Here is an 18706-nt window from a genome sequence, read left to right on the forward strand (position 1 = left end):
CCGGGAATCGGACACGAAAGAGTCTGATAGAGTCGGAAACGCAAGAACGAAGGGAAGCGCCCGGAGGGGCCCGGTGAAACGGGACCGAAGGAAGCGTCCGTTCCTTGAGAACTCAACAGCGTGCCAAAAGTCAACGCCAGATATGTTGATACCCCGGCCTGCTTCGGCAGGTTGGTGGTTCCTTTGAAAAGTCCTGCCGGCCCTTCACGGTCCGGTAGGCAACAACAGCGAGGACGCTGTGAACGACCGGTCATATTCCGACCTGGTCGTTCCGCTCTCGTGTTGTGATCCCGATTACGGGAAAACATTCACGGAGAGTTTGATCCTGGCTCAGGACGAACGCTGGCGGCGTGCTTAACACATGCAAGTCGAACGATGAAGCCCTTCGGGGTGGATTAGTGGCGAACGGGTGAGTAACACGTGGGCAATCTGCCCTTCACTCTGGGACAAGCCCTGGAAACGGGGTCTAATACCGGATAACACTCTGTCCCTCATGGGGCGGGGTTAAAAGCTCCGGCGGTGAAGGATGAGCCCGCGGCCTATCAGCTTGTTGGTGGGGTAATGGCCTACCAAGGCGACGACGGGTAGCCGGCCTGAGAGGGCGACCGGCCACACTGGGACTGAGACACGGCCCAGACTCCTACGGGAGGCAGCAGTGGGGAATATTGCACAATGGGCGAAAGCCTGATGCAGCGACGCCGCGTGAGGGATGACGGCCTTCGGGTTGTAAACCTCTTTCAGCAGGGAAGAAGCGAAAGTGACGGTACCTGCAGAAGAAGCGCCGGCTAACTACGTGCCAGCAGCCGCGGTAATACGTAGGGCGCAAGCGTTGTCCGGAATTATTGGGCGTAAAGAGCTCGTAGGCGGCTTGTCACGTCGGATGTGAAAGCTCGGGGCTTAACCCCGAGTCTGCATTCGATACGGGCTAGCTAGAGTGTGGTAGGGGAGATCGGAATTCCTGGTGTAGCGGTGAAATGCGCAGATATCAGGAGGAACACCGGTGGCGAAGGCGGATCTCTGGGCCATTACTGACGCTGAGGAGCGAAAGCGTGGGGAGCGAACAGGATTAGATACCCTGGTAGTCCACGCCGTAAACGTTGGGAACTAGGTGTTGGCGACATTCCACGTCGTCGGTGCCGCAGCTAACGCATTAAGTTCCCCGCCTGGGGAGTACGGCCGCAAGGCTAAAACTCAAAGGAATTGACGGGGGCCCGCACAAGCAGCGGAGCATGTGGCTTAATTCGACGCAACGCGAAGAACCTTACCAAGGCTTGACATATACCGGAAAGCATCAGAGATGGTGCCCCCCTTGTGGTCGGTATACAGGTGGTGCATGGCTGTCGTCAGCTCGTGTCGTGAGATGTTGGGTTAAGTCCCGCAACGAGCGCAACCCTTGTTCTGTGTTGCCAGCATGCCCTTCGGGGTGATGGGGACTCACAGGAGACTGCCGGGGTCAACTCGGAGGAAGGTGGGGACGACGTCAAGTCATCATGCCCCTTATGTCTTGGGCTGCACACGTGCTACAATGGCCGGTACAATGAGCTGCGATGCCGCGAGGCGGAGCGAATCTCAAAAAGCCGGTCTCAGTTCGGATTGGGGTCTGCAACTCGACCCCATGAAGTCGGAGTTGCTAGTAATCGCAGATCAGCATTGCTGCGGTGAATACGTTCCCGGGCCTTGTACACACCGCCCGTCACGTCACGAAAGTCGGTAACACCCGAAGCCGGTGGCCCAACCCCTTGTGGGAGGGAGCTGTCGAAGGTGGGACTGGCGATTGGGACGAAGTCGTAACAAGGTAGCCGTACCGGAAGGTGCGGCTGGATCACCTCCTTTCTAAGGAGCATCTAGATTCTCTTCGGGGAATCCAGAGGCCATTTCGTCGGCAAATGTTCGACGGTGGTTGCTCATGGGTGGAACGTTGACTATTCGGCACGACAGGTTGTTTTTGCGAGTACTGCTTCGGCGTGGAAAGTGAGAATGGATCGGTCGGGTCGGGCACGCTGTTGGGTATCTGAAGGTACGGGCTCGTTTGAGTCTGTCCCTTTGGTTGCCGGCCCCAGTGAACTCGCCTGTAAGGGTGGGGTGATGGGTGGCTGGTCGTTGTTTGAGAACTGCACAGTGGACGCGAGCATCTGTGGCCAAGTTTTTAAGGGCGCACGGTGGATGCCTTGGCACCAGGAACCGATGAAGGACGTGGGAGGCCACGATAGTCCCCGGGGAGCTGTCAACCAAGCTTTGATCCGGGGGTTTCCGAATGGGGAAACCCGGCAGTCGTCATGGGCTGTCACCCGCTGCTGAACACATAGGCAGTGTGGAGGGAACGCGGGGAAGTGAAACATCTCAGTACCCGCAGGAAGAGAAAACAACCGTGATTCCGGGAGTAGTGGCGAGCGAAACTGGATGAGGCCAAACCGTATGCGTGTGATACCCGGCAGGGGTTGCGCATGCGGGGTTGTGGGAGTTCTCTTGATCAATCTGCCGATTGGTCGGCAAGTCAGAAACCGTTGGTGTAGGCGAAGGACATGCGAAAGGTCCGGCGTAGAGGGTAAGACCCCCGTAGCTGAAACATCAACGGCTTGCTTGAGAACCACCCAAGTAGCACGGGGCCCGAGAAATCCCGTGTGAATCTGGCGGGACCACCCGCTAAGCCTAAATATTCCCTGGTGACCGATAGCGGATAGTACCGTGAGGGAATGGTGAAAAGTACCGCGGGAGCGGAGTGAAATAGTACCTGAAACCGTGTGCCTACAAGCCGTGGGAGCGTCGCTGTATGTGCTTGCACATGCAGTCGTGACTGCGTGCCTTTTGAAGAATGAGCCTGCGAGTTAGCGGTGTGTAGCGAGGTTAACCCGTGTGGGGAAGCCGTAGCGAAAGCGAGTCCGAATAGGGCGATTGAGTTGCACGCTCTAGACCCGAAGCGGAGTGATCTAGCCATGGGCAGGTTGAAGCGGAGGTAAGACTTCGTGGAGGACCGAACCCACCAGGGTTGAAAACCTGGGGGATGACCTGTGGTTAGGGGTGAAAGGCCAATCAAACTCCGTGATAGCTGGTTCTCCCCGAAATGCATTTAGGTGCAGCGTCGTGTGTTTCTTGCCGGAGGTAGAGCACTGGATAGGCGATGGGCCCTACCGGGTTACTGACCTTAGCCAAACTCCGAATGCCGGTAAGTGAGAGCACGGCAGTGAGACTGTGGGGGATAAGCTCCATGGTCGAGAGGGAAACAGCCCAGAGCATCGACTAAGGCCCCTAAGCGTACGCTAAGTGGGAAAGGATGTGGAGTCGCAGAGACAACCAGGAGGTTGGCTTAGAAGCAGCCACCCTTGAAAGAGTGCGTAATAGCTCACTGGTCAAGTGATTCCGCGCCGACAATGTAGCGGGGCTCAAGCGTACCGCCGAAGTCGTGTCATTCATACACATATCCTCAACGGGAGTATGGATGGGTAGGGGAGCGTCGTGTGCCGGGTGAAGCAGCCGCGGAAGCGAGTTGTGGACGGTTCACGAGTGAGAATGCAGGCATGAGTAGCGATACACACGTGAGAAACGTGTGCGCCGATTGACTAAGGGTTCCTGGGTCAAGCTGATCTGCCCAGGGTAAGTCGGGACCTAAGGCGAGGCCGACAGGCGTAGTCGATGGACAACCGGTTGATATTCCGGTACCCGCTTTGAAACGCCCAATACTGAATCAGGCGATGCTAAGTCCGTGAAGCCGGCCCGATCTCTTCGGAGTTGAGGGTAGTGGTGGAGCCGACGAACCAGACTTGTACTAGGTAAGCGATGGGGTGACGCAGGAAGGTAGTCCAACCCGGGCGATGGTTGTTCCCGGGGTAAGGGTGTAGGCCGTGTGGTAGGTAAATCCGTCACACATTAAGGCTGAGACCTGATGCCGAGCCGATTGTGGTGAAGTGGATGATCCTATGCTGTCGAGAAAAGCCTCTAGCGAGTTTCATGGCGGCCCGTACCCTAAACCGACTCAGGTAGTCAGGTAGAGAATACCGAGGCGTTCGGGTGAACTATGGTTAAGGAACTCGGCAAAATGCCCCCGTAACTTCGGGAGAAGGGGGGCCATCACTGGTGATCCGATTTACTCGGTGAGCTGGGGGTGGCCGCAGAGACCAGCGAGAAGCGACTGTTTACTAAAAACACAGGTCCGTGCGAAGCCGTAAGGCGATGTATACGGACTGACGCCTGCCCGGTGCTGGAACGTTAAGGGGACCGGTTAGTGCACTTTCGGGTGTGCGAAGCTGAGAACTTAAGCGCCAGTAAACGGCGGTGGTAACTATAACCATCCTAAGGTAGCGAAATTCCTTGTCGGGTAAGTTCCGACCTGCACGAATGGCGTAACGACTTCTCGACTGTCTCAACCATAGGCCCGGTGAAATTGCACTACGAGTAAAGATGCTCGTTTCGCGCAGCAGGACGGAAAGACCCCGGGACCTTTACTATAGTTTGATATTGGTGTTCGGTTCGGCTTGTGTAGGATAGGTGGGAGACTTTGAAGCGGCCACGCCAGTGGTTGTGGAGTCGTCGTTGAAATACCACTCTGGTCGTGCTGGATGTCTAACCTGGGTCCGTGATCCGGATCAGGGACAGTGTCTGATGGGTAGTTTAACTGGGGCGGTTGCCTCCTAAAGAGTAACGGAGGCGCCCAAAGGTTCCCTCAGCCTGGTTGGCAATCAGGTGTTGAGTGTAAGTGCACAAGGGAGCTTGACTGTGAGACCGACGGGTCGAGCAGGGACGAAAGTCGGGACTAGTGATCCGGCAGTGGCTTGTGGAAGCGCTGTCGCTCAACGGATAAAAGGTACCCCGGGGATAACAGGCTGATCTTCCCCAAGAGTCCATATCGACGGGATGGTTTGGCACCTCGATGTCGGCTCGTCGCATCCTGGGGCTGGAGTCGGTCCCAAGGGTTGGGCTGTTCGCCCATTAAAGCGGTACGCGAGCTGGGTTTAGAACGTCGTGAGACAGTTCGGTCCCTATCCGCTGTGCGCGTAGGAATATTGAGAAGGGCTGTCCCTAGTACGAGAGGACCGGGACGGACGAACCTCTGGTGTGCCAGTTGTCCTGCCAAGGGCATGGCTGGTTGGCTACGTTCGGAAAGGATAACCGCTGAAAGCATCTAAGCGGGAAGCCTGCTTCGAGATGAGTATTCCCACCACCTTGAGTGGTTAAGGCTCCCAGTAGACGACTGGGTTGATAGGCCAGATGTGGAAGCCCGGTAACGGGTGGAGCTGACTGGTACTAATAGGCCGAGGGCTTGTCCTCAGTTGCTCGCGTCCACTGTGTTAGTTCTGAAATAACGAACGGCCGTGTTGTGTTCCGGTGTTGGTTAATTTCATAGTGTTTCGGTGGTCATTGCGTTAGGGAAACGCCCGGTTACATTCCGAACCCGGAAGCTAAGCCTTTCAGCGCCGATGGTACTGCAGGGGGGACCCTGTGGGAGAGTAGGACGCCGCCGAACAATTATTCCGGGAAAGCCCCGTGCCCTTGTGGCACGGGGCTTTTCTGCGTTTAGGGGACTCCCGAACCACCCCCGAACCACCGATGTCGGGCCGTGCGGCCCGAGGTGTGGGTATCGCTTCCTCGGGCCGCACGGCCTCGCCCTACAGGCGGCCGGCTGCTTTCAGCGCGAGATAGGCGTCGGCCAGCGCGGGCGCGAGCTCGGTCGGAGCCGCATCGACGACGGTGACTCCGTGACGTCGGAGCTGGTCCGCAGTACGGCGCCGTTGAACCTGTGTCTGCGAGCCGGCCGCGGCCTCGTAGGCTGCGGCCACTGTGCCCCGGGCGCCGGCCATCGCCTCGACATGCGGGTCGGCGACCGCAGCGACCAGCACCGTGTGGCGCTGGGTGAGCTGCGGGAGCACGGGCAGCAGGCCTTCCTCGATGGGGGCGGCATCCAGACTCGTGAGCAGGACGATCAGAGAGCGCTGGGGAGCGCCGGCCAGCGCCGCCGTGCTGAGACCGCGGGCGTCGGTCTCCACGAGCTCGGGCTCCAGCGTGGCCAATGCGCCGACCAGGGTCGACAAGACGTCTCCTCGCGCCGTCCTGCCCTGGACCCGTGCGCGGACGCGGCGGTCGTAGGCGAGGAGGTTCACGCGGTCGCCCGCGCGGGTGGCAAGGGCGGTGAGGAGCAGAGTCGCGTCCATCGCGGCGTCCAGCCGCGGCACGTCGCCCACCCTTCCTGCCGACGTGCGGCCCGTGTCGAGGACGACGAGGATGTGGCGGTCACGCTCGGGACGCCAGGTGCGGACGGCGACCGCGGACTGGCGCGCGGTGGCCCGCCAGTCGATGGAACGGGTGTCGTCCCCCGGCACGTAGGCGCGGAGGCTGTCGAACTCGGTCCCTTCGCCGCGGGTGAGCACGCTGGTCCGGCCGTCGAGTTCACGCAGTCTGGCGAGTCGCGAAGGCAGATGCTTGCGGCTCGTGAAGGGAGGCAGCACCCGCACGGTCCAGGGCACGCGGTGGTATCCCTGGCGGGCCGCGAGGCCGAGCGGGCCGAACGACCGGACGGAGACGCGGTCGGCCTGGCGGTCCCCCCGTCGGGACGGACGCAGCAGTGTCGTGAGACGGCGCCGTTCACCGGCAGGAAGGCCGAATTCGTGCCGGGAAGCGGCCTGTTCGGCTTCCGCGGTCCAACTGCTGGGCGGCCAGGCGTCGCGGAGGTGCGCACGGAGCCGACGCCGAGACGTATTGGTCACGGTGAGTTGCACTGCGGCGGTGTCGCCGAGTCGAACGGATGTATCACCAGATCGGGTGAACTGCAGCGTTCGCACTGGCGCAGCCAGGGCGTAGTCGCACAGAATTGCCAGTGAGAGCGGGACATTGACCGCGAGCATGCCCGTCCAGCTCGGGGCCAGGATGCCTACAGGGAGTGACCCCAGAGCCGCCGCCAGGGCGGCCCTACCGGTGAGGGCCATGGTCACCGCCTCACCGGGGGACGGGGACGTGGGCGAGGACGCTGGTGATGACGGAGTCGGGGGTGACTCCTTCCATCTCGGCTTCCGGCCGCAATTGAATGCGATGACGGAGCGTGGGCAGGGCGAGGGCCTTCACATCGTCCGGGGTGACGTAGTCCCGGCCTGTGAGCCAGGCCCATGCCCGCGCGGTGGAAAGCAGCGCGGTGGCTCCTCGGGGGGAGGCGCCGAGAGTGAGTGAGGGGGATTCACGCGTGGCACGGCAGATATCCACGACGTAGGCGGCGATCTCGGGTGAGACCGAGGTCTTGGCGACGGCGGCGCGGGCTGCTTCGAGTTCGGCCGGACCGGCCACGGGCCGTATGCCTGCCGCTCCGAGGTCGCGGGGGTTGAATCCGTCCGCATGCCGGGTGAGCACGTTGATCTCGTCCTCGCGCGAGGGGAGAGGCACCGTCAGCTTGAGCAGAAAGCGGTCCAGTTGCGCCTCGGGCAGGGGATAGGTGCCCTCGTACTCGACGGGGTTCTGGGTGGCAGCGACCAGGAAGGGGTCAGGCAACGGGCGAGGAGAGCCGTCGACGGTGACCTGACGTTCCTCCATGGCTTCCAGGAGGGAGGACTGGGTCTTGGGAGGGGTGCGGTTGATCTCGTCGGCGAGCAGGAGATGGGTGAACACCGGTCCGGGTTGGAAGGAGAACTCAGCGGTGCGGGCGTCGTAGACGAGCGAACCCGTGACATCGCTCGGCATCAGGTCGGGGGTGAACTGGACGCGCTTGGTGTCGAGCGCGAGGGATGCGGCAAGTGCTCGGACCAGGAGGGTCTTCGCCACTCCGGGGACGCCTTCGAGGAGAACGTGGCCCCGGCAGAGGAGAGCGACGACCAGACCGGTGACGGCCGAGTCCTGGCCGACCACTGCCTTGCCGATCTCGGAACGCAGGGCTTCCAGGGACGCGCGGCTGCTGGCGGAGCTCACAGGGATGACGGGGATCACGGGGGTCCCTGGGTCTGCAGCGGTCTCGGCCGTCTCCGGGATCGGGGCGCTCATGACGTGCGTACCTCTCTTTCGAGGGCGTCGAGTTGGTCGGTCAGAAGGACAAGTGCTGCGTCATCGGCCGGGGCCGAGCCGAAGAGGAGAGTGCTGAATTCACGGCCGGGGTCGCCGAGGCGTGCCGCGACGGCGGGCAGGAGGACCGCGGGGGTGTCGGCATCGCGGATGGACACTCCCAGGAGGGGCGAGATGCGGGTCCGCGTGGCGGAGCGCAGCACGGAGGCGGCACGGTCGCGGGCGTCTGCCTTGCGGTAGAGGCGGGCTCGCCCTTCGGTGGATTCGGAGGCGCGGATGGCCACCGGAAGGCGTTCGGTGACGAGCGGGCCGAAGCGGCGACCGCGCCAGACCGCGGCGAGGACCGCTGCGAGGGCGAGTTGGAGGGTTCCCCAGAGCCAGCCCGAGGGGATGAGGCCGATGAAGTCGCTCTCGGCTCCGGCTTCGTCGTCACCGCTGCCGTCCCCGCCGGCCGTGCCGCTGCCGCCTTCGGCGGCGGAGGGATCGTCGAAGGAGGGGAGGTACCAGACGAGATGCGGGCGGGAGCCGAGGAGTTGGAGGCCCAGCGAGGCGTTGCCCTGCTGGTCGAGGCGGTCGTTGTAGAGGACGTCGGCGGAGCCGAGGAGCACGGTGTCGCCGGCGCCGTGGCCCGGCAGGACGAGGAGGGAGGCGTGTCCGTCGGCCGGGTAGCAGGCGGTGGCTTCGCGCTCGGTCGTGTAGCGGATTCCGCCCATGTCGGTGGTTCCCGCCCTGTGGGCTGCGGGGAGTTCACAGCGAGGGGGGCGGGCGGTCACGGGGCGGCGGTGAGGTTCCGCGCGTACGCCGGGGGCGAGTCGTCCCACGGACGGTTCGCCGGGGGCGATGAGCACGGTGCGGCCCGCGGAGTCGGCGGCCGCCGTGTGGAGACGGCGTTGCTGGTGGGCGGTGAGCATGTCGGGGCCGGTGACGAGCAGAGTGGTGCCGGGGCCGGCGGCAGCCGTGGCCTCGTCGAGGCTGGTGACGACGTCGACGGAGACGCCGCGGACCTTGAGGAGCTCGGCGACCGCCCGGCTCCCCTGAGGGTCCGGGGAGCGGGGATCGAGGCTGCCGTGCCGGCCGTCGGAGCGGACAGCGGCGAAGGCCACCCCGGCGACTACGAGAGCGAGGACGGCGAGCAGCAGTCCTCGGACGCGCAGCCAGACCTGCTGGGGGGTGCGTGCTTCCGATGTGGTGGGAGCCGTGACGGTCATCCTCCTGCTCCCCGGGCCGTGGCGGTGGTCAGCAGGGGTTTTGCGGCTTCGAGATCCAGGTCGAGGGTGCACAGGGTCGTGTATGCCGCCTCGTCGGCGGTGCGGCCGCCGTATGTGAGGTCGTCGAAGACCCGGGCCGCCGCGCGGAGCCGGCCGGCGTGCAGGGGCAGCAGCCTGCCTGCCTCGGAGGCTGCCTCGTCCGCAGTGCGGCCAGGGCGTGGGTCGAGGACTGCCCGGTCCTCCAGCGAGCGTACGAGTGCGCGCATCCGTTCCTGGACGGCTTCCGTCCAGCGGCGGGCTTCCGCGTGGGCGGCGGCCGCGGTGCGGTGGCCGTCCGCGCTGCGGGTGGTGCTGTTGAAGAGCGTCGCCGGCGAGCGGACCGTGCGCCGCGGTGTGCCGAGCCTCCACCACAGTGCGGCGCCCAGCGCCGCGACGGCCAGGACGAGCACGACGAGTCCGAGCGGGCCGCCTGGGGCGGCGCCGGAGGCACCGGAGAGGAGATCGCCGATCCAGTCCCAGAAGCGGTCGAGGCCTCGCTCGAGCAGGTTCGGATCGTGTTCGTGGTACATCGGGTCGGACAGTTCGTCCCGTGCGGCCTCGCGGGCGGGGAGGCGTGGGATGTCCACGGGTATGTCCTCCCCCGCCCGGATCAGACGTGCTGCGGTGGTGCCCCCCACCCCCGTCACCGCATCAGCTCCTGGGGGTGTCGTAGCCGGGCACGCCGGCGGCCCGGGCGAGGTCGAGGTCGAGTGCCTCGCGGCGGATGCGCTGGTCGATGTAGAGCAGGGCCATCACTCCCGCGGTGAAGGGGTAGGCGAGCGTCGAGATGATCACTTCGCCGATGCCCGTGATGATGAGGAAGGGCCAGCCGAACTCCGTCGAGCTGCTGTTCAGGAACTCGCTCAGGCCGTCGCTCTCCACGGTCATGGCGATGATGCCGAACGGGATGGCGATGATCAAGGTCAGGATGATGACCAGGAGGTAGGTGAGCGCCAGGATGCCGAAGGTCCGCCACCAACTGCCCTTGACCAGCTTGGCGGACCGGCGCAGCGCGGTCAGTACGGACTGGCGTTCCAGCATCAGCGCGGGCGCTGCGAGTGTGAAGCGGATCATCAGCCAGAGCACGACGACGCAGGAGGCGACGAAGCCGAGGAAGGTCAGTGCGAGCGCGCCTGCCCCGTCGCCCAGTGCCAGGCCCGGGGCCAGGCCCACGGCCATGATCGCCGCGCTCATCAGACTCAGCAGGAGGGTCAGCCCGAGCAGGGGGAGGAGCCGGGGGCGTGCTTCGGACCAGGCTTCGGAGAGGGTCACGGACCGTCCCAGCACGGAGCGGCTGATCACCACGGTGAGCACCGAGGTGGTGAACAGTGTGGCGATCATCGCGACGAGTGTGCTCGGAGCACTGTTGACCAGCTGCGACTGGGCCGAGTCCGTGGCCTGGCGGAGAGCCTCCGTTCCGGTCGCGTTCGGATCGATCGACTTCTGCTCGGGCAGGAGGTAGCGCTGGACCAGGATCATCGCGGTCTCGGCGATGACGGCGACGGTGAGGCTGATGCCGAGCACCGTGCGCCACTGGGAGCGCATGGTGGACACCGCGCCGTCGAGGATCTCGCCGACCCCGAGGGGGCGGAGCGGGATGACGCCCGGCTTCGCCGCCATGGGGGCGCGGCCCCATCCCGGTCCCTGCGGCATGCCGCCCCAGCCCGGTGCGGGCGGGGGCGAGCCCGGGCCGTTGCCCGGGGCGCTCGGAGGGGACCACTGTCCCGGAGGCGGCTGTGCAGGAGACCACTGTCCGGCGGGGCCGTCTCCGTCAACGGGCGAGGACGGTTTGGGGATCCCCGTCTCCTGGCCGTCGGAGGGGGCGGATCCGGGCGAAGCCCAGCCCGGAGAGTCGTTCATCGTCGCTCCTTCACAGTCCTGTCCGCTCATCGGGGCGGCAGGTTGCCAGCCATCGTGCCACGCGCCGGTCCGGTGCGGGTCGGGCGCTGCATCTCCTTCTTGCCTTCGTGTGCGGGCGGTTCAGCGGGCAGACTGGGCAGATGGCTGATCAGGACGCGCGAACGCCCGTGGATACCGGGCCTCCGGCTCTCTCCGTACTCCGCTGGGAGGAGCCCCCCGAAGGACCTGCGGTGGTGCTCCTCGACCAGACACGGCTTCCCGCCGAGGAGGCCGAACTGGTCTGCTCCGACGTGCCTGCTCTGGTCCGGGCGATCCGGACGCTGGCGGTGCGGGGTGCGCCCCTGCTGGGCATCGCCGGGGGGTACGGGGTGGCGCTGGCCGCTGCCCGGGGCGAGGACGTCGCCGGGGCCACGGAACTGCTGGAGGAGGCCCGTCCCACCGCGGTCAACCTCGGCTACGGGGCGCGGCGGGTTGTGCGGGTGTACGGGGCGGCCGTCGAGAGCGACTCCGGACCGGTGGCGGCCGCGGCTGCGGCCCTGGCCGAGGCACGGGCTCTCCACGCCGAGGACGCGGCAGCCAGCGAGCGCATGGCGCAGTACGGTCTGGAGTTGCTGGCGGAACTTCTGCCGGAGTCCGGTCACCGGCTGCTCACCCACTGCAACACCGGGGCGCTCGTGTCCGGCGGCGCGGGGACGGCCTTCGCGGTGGCGCTGCGGGCGCACCGGGAGGGCAGCCTGCGGCAGCTGTGGGTGGACGAGACCCGTCCACTCCTCCAGGGTGCGAGGCTGACGGCGTACGAGGCAGGGCGGAACGGGATGCCGTACAGCTTGCTCACGGACAGCGCGGCAGGTTCGCTGTTCGCCGCGGGGGAGGTGGATGCCGTGCTCGTCGGGGCGGACCGCATCGCCGCGGACGGCTCTGTGGCCAACAAGGTGGGGAGCTATCCGCTGGCAGTGCTCGCGAAGTACCACCATGTGCCGTTCGTCGTCGTGGCGCCGACGACGACGGTCGATCTGGAGACGCCGGACGGCACATCGATCGTCGTGGAGCAGCGCTCCTCGGCAGAAGTGACGGAGATCACATTTGTGCCCGGTGCTCCGGTCGTGGGTGCGGGGGGCGGGACCGTCGTCGCACCCCCGGGAACCCAGGCGTACAACCCCGCATTCGACATCACGCCGCCCGAACTGGTCACGGCGATCGTCACGGAGGAGGGTGTCATTTCCCCGGTCACGGGGGTCGGACTGGCAGAACTGTGTGCCAGGTCATCGCAGGTAACGATTAGCTAATGGGATGATGTCGTTTATGAAAGGACGCGTCCTTGTCGTCGACGACGACACCGCACTGGCCGAGATGCTCGGCATTGTGCTGCGGGGAGAAGGTTTCGAGCCGTCGTTCGTAGCGGACGGCGACAAGGCACTGGCCGCATTTCGTGAGGCCAAGCCGGACCTGGTGCTGCTGGACCTCATGCTGCCCGGACGGGACGGCATCGAGGTCTGCAGGCTGATCAGGGCCGAGTCAGGTGTGCCGATCGTCATGCTCACTGCCAAGAGCGACACGGTGGATGTGGTGGTGGGCCTGGAATCCGGGGCCGACGACTACATCGTCAAGCCGTTCAAACCGAAGGAGTTGGTTGCCCGGATCAGGGCGCGTTTGCGGAGGTCCGAAGAGCCCGCGCCGGAGCAGCTGGCGATCGGTGACCTGGTCATCGATGTGGCCGGCCACTCGGTGAAGCGGGAGGGGCAGTCCATCGCCCTCACGCCGCTGGAGTTCGACCTGCTGGTCGCTCTCGCCCGTAAGCCGTGGCAGGTGTTCACCCGTGAGGTGCTGCTCGAGCAGGTGTGGGGCTACCGCCACGCCGCTGACACGCGGCTGGTGAACGTCCACGTCCAGCGGCTTCGCTCGAAGGTGGAGAAGGACCCGGAACGGCCGGAGATCGTCGTGACGGTCCGCGGTGTCGGTTACAAGGCCGGACCGAGCTGACATGACCCTGGGCAGCGCTGCTCCGACACCCGGGGGGCCCGGGGCCCGTGCGGAGCGGGCTGCCGGTCCGGCACGGAGGAACCTTCGTTTCGGCCGCGTGCCGCTGGGCGGCCGGTTGTTCAACGACCGGCCGCCCGGCGGCCCCGTGCCGCGCCTGTTGATGCGATGGATCCGTGGGCCCCTGCTCCCGGCTGTCCGGCTGTGGCGGCGGAACCTGCAGCTGCGCGTCGTCGCGGGCACGCTGCTGATGTCGATCGCGGTGGTGCTGCTCCTGGGCTTCGTCGTGATCGGGCAGGTCCGCAACGGCCTGCTCGAAGCGAAGGGGAAGGCCGCGCAGACACAGGCGGCGGGCGGCTTCGCCGCAGCCCAGACGAACGCGAACGCGCCGCTGGTCCCCGGGGACCAGAGCGAGGAGGAGGCCGACGGCATGACGGCCAACACCTCCTGGCGCACCGAGCTCGTCGACCAGCTGGCCAGCGGTGGGACGAACGCCTTCAACGTGGTGGCCCTCAGCGCCGACTCCGTCGGACCGGGCACCAGCCGCGCCCCGCGCGGGTCGGGCAGTGTGGAGGCCTCCAGCATTCCGCAGCGGCTGCGCGACGACGTGGCCAACGGATCCGGCGCCTTCCAGACGTACTCCTTGATCCGGTACTCCTACGGGAAGGATCCGGAGCCCGGCCTGGTCGTCGGCAAGCGGCTCTACGACGTCGATCACAATCCGTACGAGCTGTACTACCTCTTTCCGCTCACGCAGGAGGAGAAGTCGCTGACGCTGGTCACGACGACACTGGCCACGGCCGGACTGTTCGTGGTCGTGCTGCTCGGCGCCATCGCCTGGTTCGTGGTGCGGCAGGTCGTCACACCCGTACGGATGGCGGCGGGGATCGCCGAGAGGCTTTCGGCGGGCAGGCTCCAGGAGCGGATGAAGGTCACCGGTGAGGACGACATCGCCCGCCTCGGTGAGGCCTTCAACAAGATGGCGCAGAACCTGCAGCTGAAGATCCAGCAGCTGGAGGAGCTCTCCCGCATGCAGCGGCGTTTCGTCTCGGATGTCAGCCATGAGCTGCGCACCCCGCTGACGACCGTACGGATGGCCGCCGACGTCATCCATGAGGCCCGGGTCGACTTCGACCCGGTCACGGCCCGGTCCGCGGAACTGCTGGGGGACCAGCTCGACCGCTTCGAGTCGCTGCTGTCCGACCTGCTGGAGATCAGCAGGTTCGACGCGGGCGCCGCGGCCCTTGAGGCCGAACCCATAGATCTGCGCACGGTCGTCCGGCGGGTGATCGGCGGCGCCGAGCCACTGGCGGAGCGCAAGGGCACCCGGATCCGGGTGGTGGGCGACGAACAGCCCGTGGTCGCGGAGGCCGACGCCCGCCGCGTCGAGCGTGTCCTGCGCAATCTCGTCGTCAACGCCGTCGAGCACGGTGAGGGCCGCGACGTCATCGTGCACATGGGCGTGGCCCAGGGCGCCGTGGCCGTGGCCGTCAGGGACTACGGCGTGGGGCTGAAGCCCGGCGAGGCGACCCGGGTCTTCAACCGCTTCTGGCGGGCGGACCCGGCACGCGCCCGAACCACGGGCGGTACCGGACTGGGCCTGTCGATCGCCGTCGAGGACGCCCGGCTGCACGGCGGCTGGCTGCAGGCCTGGGGCGAGCCCGGCGGCGGCTCGCAGTTCCGGCTGACCCTGCCGCGTACGGCGGACGAGCCGCTGCGCGGGTCGCCGATACCGCTGGAGCCGGAGGACTCCCGGCGTAACCGGGAGGACCGCGAGCGTGCGGAGGCGGCGGCGGCTCCTGTGGCGGCCGATCGTCGGCGGACGTCCGTGCCGAGCCAGAGCGGATCCCCGGCCCGCTCGCACCTGACGGTGCCGGCTCACGGCCCTGCGGCGCCCCGCACCCCGGCATCGGTCCACCCGGCGGCCCTGCCGGGCAACGGAGCACGTGTGGTGTCGCGTCCGGCCGGGGAGCGGCCGGGCGGGGGCCCCCACCCGGAGATGCAGGAACCGCAGCAGGAGGACACGACTCGTGGACACTGACCGCCGTCGGGGCGGCCGCGGCCGGGCGGTGCGGGTGTCCGCGCTGCTCGCCTGCGGCGCCGTGGTGCTCGCCGGGTGCGGAGCGATGCCCGTCACCGGTGACGTGAAGGCGGTCGACGCCTCGCAGCCTGGCGACTCCCAGGTGCAGGTCTATGCCGTGCCCCCGAGGGAGGGCGCGGCACCCATCGAGGTCGTCGACGGCTTCCTGGAGTCCATGACGAGCGACGACCCCGACTTCCGGACGACCCGCAAGTATCTGACGGCGCAGGCCGCCCGCGCCTGGCAGCCGGGCGAGGGCACCACGGTGCTCTCCAAGGCCCCCAACCGCAACGGCCCCACGATCCACGGCAAGGAGCGGGCCAGCGAGACCACCTACACGCTGACCGGGGAACAGGTGGCGGCGGTCGACGCGCAGAGTTCCTACCGGCCGCTGGCTCCGTCGGAGTACTCCCAGATGCTGCATCTGGTCCAGGAGAAGGGGGCGGACGGCAAGCAGGAATGGCGCATCGACATCGTGCCGGACGGGCTGGTGCTCGGGCAGTCCGACTTCAAGCGTCTCTACCGTTCCGTGAACAAGTACTACTTCGCCGCCGGGCGCGCGGACGACCGGTCGGCGCTGGTCGCCGACCCCGTCTACGTACGAAACCGCACGGACCCCGTGACCCGGATGGACACGGCCACGCAGACGGTGCGGACGCTGCTCGAAGGGCCGTCGAACTGGCTGCGGCCGGTGGTCGACTCGCGCTTCCCCGCCGGTACGGCACTGAAGCGCGGGGTCACCTCGCTGGCGCCGGACGACCAGAACGTCCTGAAGGTGCCGCTGAACAAGAGGGCCGACAAGGCCGGGCAGGGTGCCTGCCGGATGATGGCGGCCCAGGTGCTCTTCACGCTGCGGGACCTCACGTCCGCCCGGGTGGGGCAGGTGGAGCTGCAGGGCGGGCAGGGCCCGCTGTGCTCCCTGGGGGCGGACGAGGCCGAGGAATTCGCCTCGGACAACGGTTCCGAGGGTCCCGACAGCCAGTACTTCGTCGACGAGAAGGGGCATGTGCAGCGCATCCCCGGGAGCAGCAAGGGCAGCGGCGAACCTGAGCCGGTGATCGGACCGCTGGGCAGCGGGACGGTGGCCATAGGCGCCGTGGGTGTGGCCCGGGACGAGGAGCAGGCCGCGGCCGTCTCGGCGAACCGGCAGCATCTGTACGTCTCCTCGCTCACCGAGGAGAGCGAGCCGGCCGACCCTGTGGTGACCAGCCGGGCGGAGAGGAGCGCGGACCGGTTGTCCGCACCGAGCTGGGACGGCAGGGGTGATCTGTGGGTCGCCGATCGTGATCCGGCGAATCCCAGGCTGCTGCGTCTGGTGGGCGGTGCCGGGGAACCCCAGGAGGTCCCGGTGTCCGGCCTGGACGGCGGGAGGATCGAGGGGCTGCGGATGTCCGCGGACGGGGTGCGTGTCGCCCTGAGGGTGTCGAAGGACGGACACACGACGCTGCACATCGGCCGGGTCGAGCGCCATGGCTCGGGCGAGGACGAGCAGGTCTCGGTGGAGGATCTGCGCCAGGCCGCACCGCAGCTCGCCGATGTGACGGCGGTTTCCTGGTCCGGCCGCAGCCGCCTCGTGGTGGTCGGCAAGGAGGAGGGCGGTGTGCAGCAGGTGCGTTACGTGCAGGCCGACGGTTCGACGTCGTCCTCCGGAGTGCTGCCGGGCGTGAACCAGGTGACGACGATCGCGGCGGCCGACGACGATCAGCTGCCGCTGATGGCGGACACCGAGGGCGACGGGATAGTGAAGCTGTCGCCGGGGGACAACTGGCAGACGGTGCTCAAGAAGGGCTCCTCGCTGGTGTACCCGGGGTGACCTGGGAGCCCGGGAGCTTCCTCCCGGGCCGTCCCGCAGGCGCGGGGCCGACGCGGTTGTCCACAGGGGGGTGCCCCTATCTGTTTCGTCAACCCTGGCGGGGCTGGTTCGTAGGGGTTCGTGGGTTTCCGGGAACGTTCCGCAAGCGGGATGTTCCCGGCGGGTCGGGTGCCTGGTGGGCAGCTCGGTGGCCGGCAGGGCGGGGGTGGCCGTGCCGGTGCGCGGGCGTGATGGGGTCTGGACGGTCGGAACGATGGAGCCGTCAGGCAGCGAGGCCGACGTCGTCGGGGGTGCGTGGTTCGTAGAGGGTGCCGGTGCGGATCATCGCGTGGATGACGTTCACGCGCTGGCGGGCCAGGCGGAGGATGGCCTGGGTGTGGGTTTTGCCGCGTGCGCGCTGGCGGTCGTAGTAGATCCGTGAGGACGGGTCGCTCTTGCAGCCGATCGCGGCGAACGCGGCCTGGAACAGGGCGCGTTTGAGGAGGCGGTTGCCGCGGTGGGGTGCGTGCTCGCCGCGGATCGATGTGCCCGAGGACTTCGTGGCCGGGGCGAGTCCGGCGTAGGAGGCGAGGTGTCCGGCGGAGGGGAAGCCGGTGCCGTCGCCGATCGCGACGATCACAGCGGCCGTGGTCCTGACGCCCAGGCCGGGCAGGGACGTCAGGAGGTGGAAAAGAGGGAGGGCCTCCAGCAGGGCGGCGATCTCCTGCTCGGTGGCCTGGCGCTGGGTGTGGGCGGCGGCGAGCTGGGCGGCCAGGCCCGGCACGATCAGCGCGGACGCCTCGGTGCCGGGAACGACGAGGGTCTGCTCGGCGAGCGCGTCGTAGATCTCGGTGGTGAGGTGGTGGGCCTTGCGCGAGCCGTGCGCCTTCAGCAGGGCCTCGCACCGCGTGCGCCCGAGCTTCTTCAGCCTGGCCGGGGAGCCGTGCCGGGTCAGGAGGGCCTGGACGTAGGGGTAGGCCAGGCGCGGGCCGAGCACGCGCTCGAGGGAGGGGTGGATCTGGGAGAGCAGGCCCCGCAGCCGGTTGGTGGTGCGGTTGACCTCGCCGGCGAGGTCGTTGTCGTAGCCGGTGAGCATCGTCAGCTCGGCCAGTACCTCGTCGTCGCGGTCCACCGCGCGCAAGGTGTGCGGCATGGACCGGGCGGTCTCTGCGATCACGAACGCGTCGCGGGCGTCGGTCTTGGCCTCGCCCGGGTGCAGGTCGGCTGCCCGCCGCATCGACAGTCCAGGCAGGTAGGCGACCCGGCAGCCCGCCGCTCGGGCCACCGTCAGCGGCAGTGCGCCGATGTTGGCGACCTGGTCCACGATCACCAGTACGGTGCCGAACTTCGCCACCAGCTTGGTAAACAGCTCCAGCAGTTTCGGTTCGGTGTTGGGCAGCCGTTTGTCGTGCACGGTTCTGCCGTCCGCGGTCCGGCCGTGGGCGTGGTGGAACTCCTTGCCCAGGTCCAGGCCGAGGAAGAGATCTATCGCGGTCGTGTCGACCATGTGCGCGTGCCCCTGCCTCTCGTCGCCTCAACTCCCGGCCGTCCCTGCGGCACCACACGCCGGCAACCACGTTACGCAGACATCCCCGCCCCGAAGCGGCTCGGCGTTGCGCCGGGCCAGGCGGTCGTCAGGCCCCTCATCAGCGGTCAAGCGGTGCCCCGAAGCCCGACGGCAACACCCCCCAGGTCATCGACTTCGACAGGGGGCACACAGCCATACCGGACCCGGGGGCCAGGCGCCCCATTGCGGGGCCACGAAAAAGGTAACGGGGC

General features: G+C 66.9%; 10 protein-coding genes and 3 rRNA genes. 7 read left to right on the forward strand and 6 right to left on the reverse strand.

What is annotated here, in order from left to right; all coding sequences use genetic code 11:
• The first annotated feature begins 307 nt into the window (after positions 1-307).
• From B9S57_RS29300 to rrf, 3 genes are all read left to right on the forward strand, one after another.
• Positions 308-1833 (forward strand): 16S ribosomal RNA (locus B9S57_RS29300).
• A gap of 303 nt (positions 1834-2136) precedes the next feature.
• Positions 2137-5262, forward strand: a 23S ribosomal RNA gene (locus B9S57_RS29305).
• Positions 5263-5341: 79 nt separating this feature from the next.
• Positions 5342-5458, forward strand: a 5S ribosomal RNA gene (rrf, locus tag B9S57_RS29310).
• Together the 16S, 23S and 5S rRNA genes form the textbook arrangement of a ribosomal RNA operon.
• Positions 5459-5600: 142 nt before the next feature.
• Here rrf and B9S57_RS29315 read toward each other — a convergent pair.
• From B9S57_RS29315 to B9S57_RS29335, 5 genes are read right to left on the reverse strand one after another with little or no spacing between them, the layout of a single operon-like run.
• Complete coding sequence (locus B9S57_RS29315) at positions 5601-6914, reverse strand: DUF58 domain-containing protein (protein ID WP_103760200.1); 1314 nt, start codon at positions 6912-6914, stop codon at positions 5601-5603.
• A 10-nt stretch (positions 6915-6924) separates the two neighbouring features.
• On the reverse strand, positions 6925-7953 hold the full coding sequence (locus B9S57_RS29320) for a MoxR family ATPase (RefSeq protein ID WP_258036691.1): 1029 nt from the start codon (positions 7951-7953) through the stop codon (positions 6925-6927).
• Positions 7950-9179: a DUF4350 domain-containing protein gene (locus tag B9S57_RS29325; RefSeq protein ID WP_103760201.1), complete on the reverse strand. Its 1230-nt coding sequence runs from the start codon at positions 9177-9179 to the stop codon at positions 7950-7952. The genes B9S57_RS29320 and B9S57_RS29325 overlap by 4 nt, the downstream gene beginning before the upstream one ends.
• Complete coding sequence (locus tag B9S57_RS29330) at positions 9176-9865, reverse strand: DUF4129 domain-containing protein (protein ID WP_103760202.1); 690 nt, start codon at positions 9863-9865, stop codon at positions 9176-9178. The genes B9S57_RS29325 and B9S57_RS29330 overlap by 4 nt, the downstream gene beginning before the upstream one ends.
• A gap of 4 nt (positions 9866-9869) precedes the next feature.
• Positions 9870-11078: a glycerophosphoryl diester phosphodiesterase membrane domain-containing protein gene (locus B9S57_RS29335; protein ID WP_103760203.1), complete on the reverse strand. Its 1209-nt coding sequence runs from the start codon at positions 11076-11078 to the stop codon at positions 9870-9872.
• 140 nt (positions 11079-11218) lie between these two features.
• On the opposite strand from B9S57_RS29335, the gene mtnA reads away from it, so the two are divergent.
• Genes mtnA through B9S57_RS29355 form a run of 4 tightly spaced genes read left to right on the forward strand, consistent with a single transcriptional unit; the run spans position 11219 to position 16948 of the window.
• Positions 11219-12364, forward strand: a complete 1146-nt coding sequence (mtnA, locus tag B9S57_RS29340; RefSeq protein WP_103760204.1) for an S-methyl-5-thioribose-1-phosphate isomerase — start codon at positions 11219-11221, stop codon at positions 12362-12364.
• Between the two features lie 4 nt (positions 12365-12368).
• Positions 12369-13058 (forward strand): two-component system response regulator MtrA, encoded by a 690-nt coding sequence (mtrA, locus tag B9S57_RS29345; protein ID WP_187281934.1) that lies wholly within the window; start codon positions 12369-12371, stop codon positions 13056-13058.
• Position 13059: 1 nt separating this feature from the next.
• Positions 13060-15096: an MtrAB system histidine kinase MtrB gene (gene mtrB, locus B9S57_RS29350; protein WP_103760205.1), complete on the forward strand. Its 2037-nt coding sequence runs from the start codon at positions 13060-13062 to the stop codon at positions 15094-15096.
• Positions 15086-16948 carry an LpqB family beta-propeller domain-containing protein gene (locus tag B9S57_RS29355; protein ID WP_258036692.1) on the forward strand — a complete coding sequence of 621 codons (1863 nt, stop codon included), beginning with the start codon at positions 15086-15088 and terminating at the stop codon, positions 16946-16948. Before mtrB ends, B9S57_RS29355 begins: the two co-directional genes overlap by 11 nt.
• A 262-nt stretch (positions 16949-17210) precedes the next feature.
• Here B9S57_RS29355 and B9S57_RS29360 read toward each other — a convergent pair whose 3' ends face one another.
• Entirely contained in the window at positions 17211-18434 is a 1224-nt protein-coding gene (locus B9S57_RS29360) for an IS110 family transposase (RefSeq protein ID WP_103514159.1), read from the reverse strand.
• Positions 18435-18706 lie beyond the last annotated feature (272 nt).

Source organism: Streptomyces sp. SM10, from assembly GCF_002910915.1.
In the GTDB taxonomy this organism is placed as follows: Bacteria; Actinomycetota; Actinomycetes; order Streptomycetales; family Streptomycetaceae; genus Streptomyces.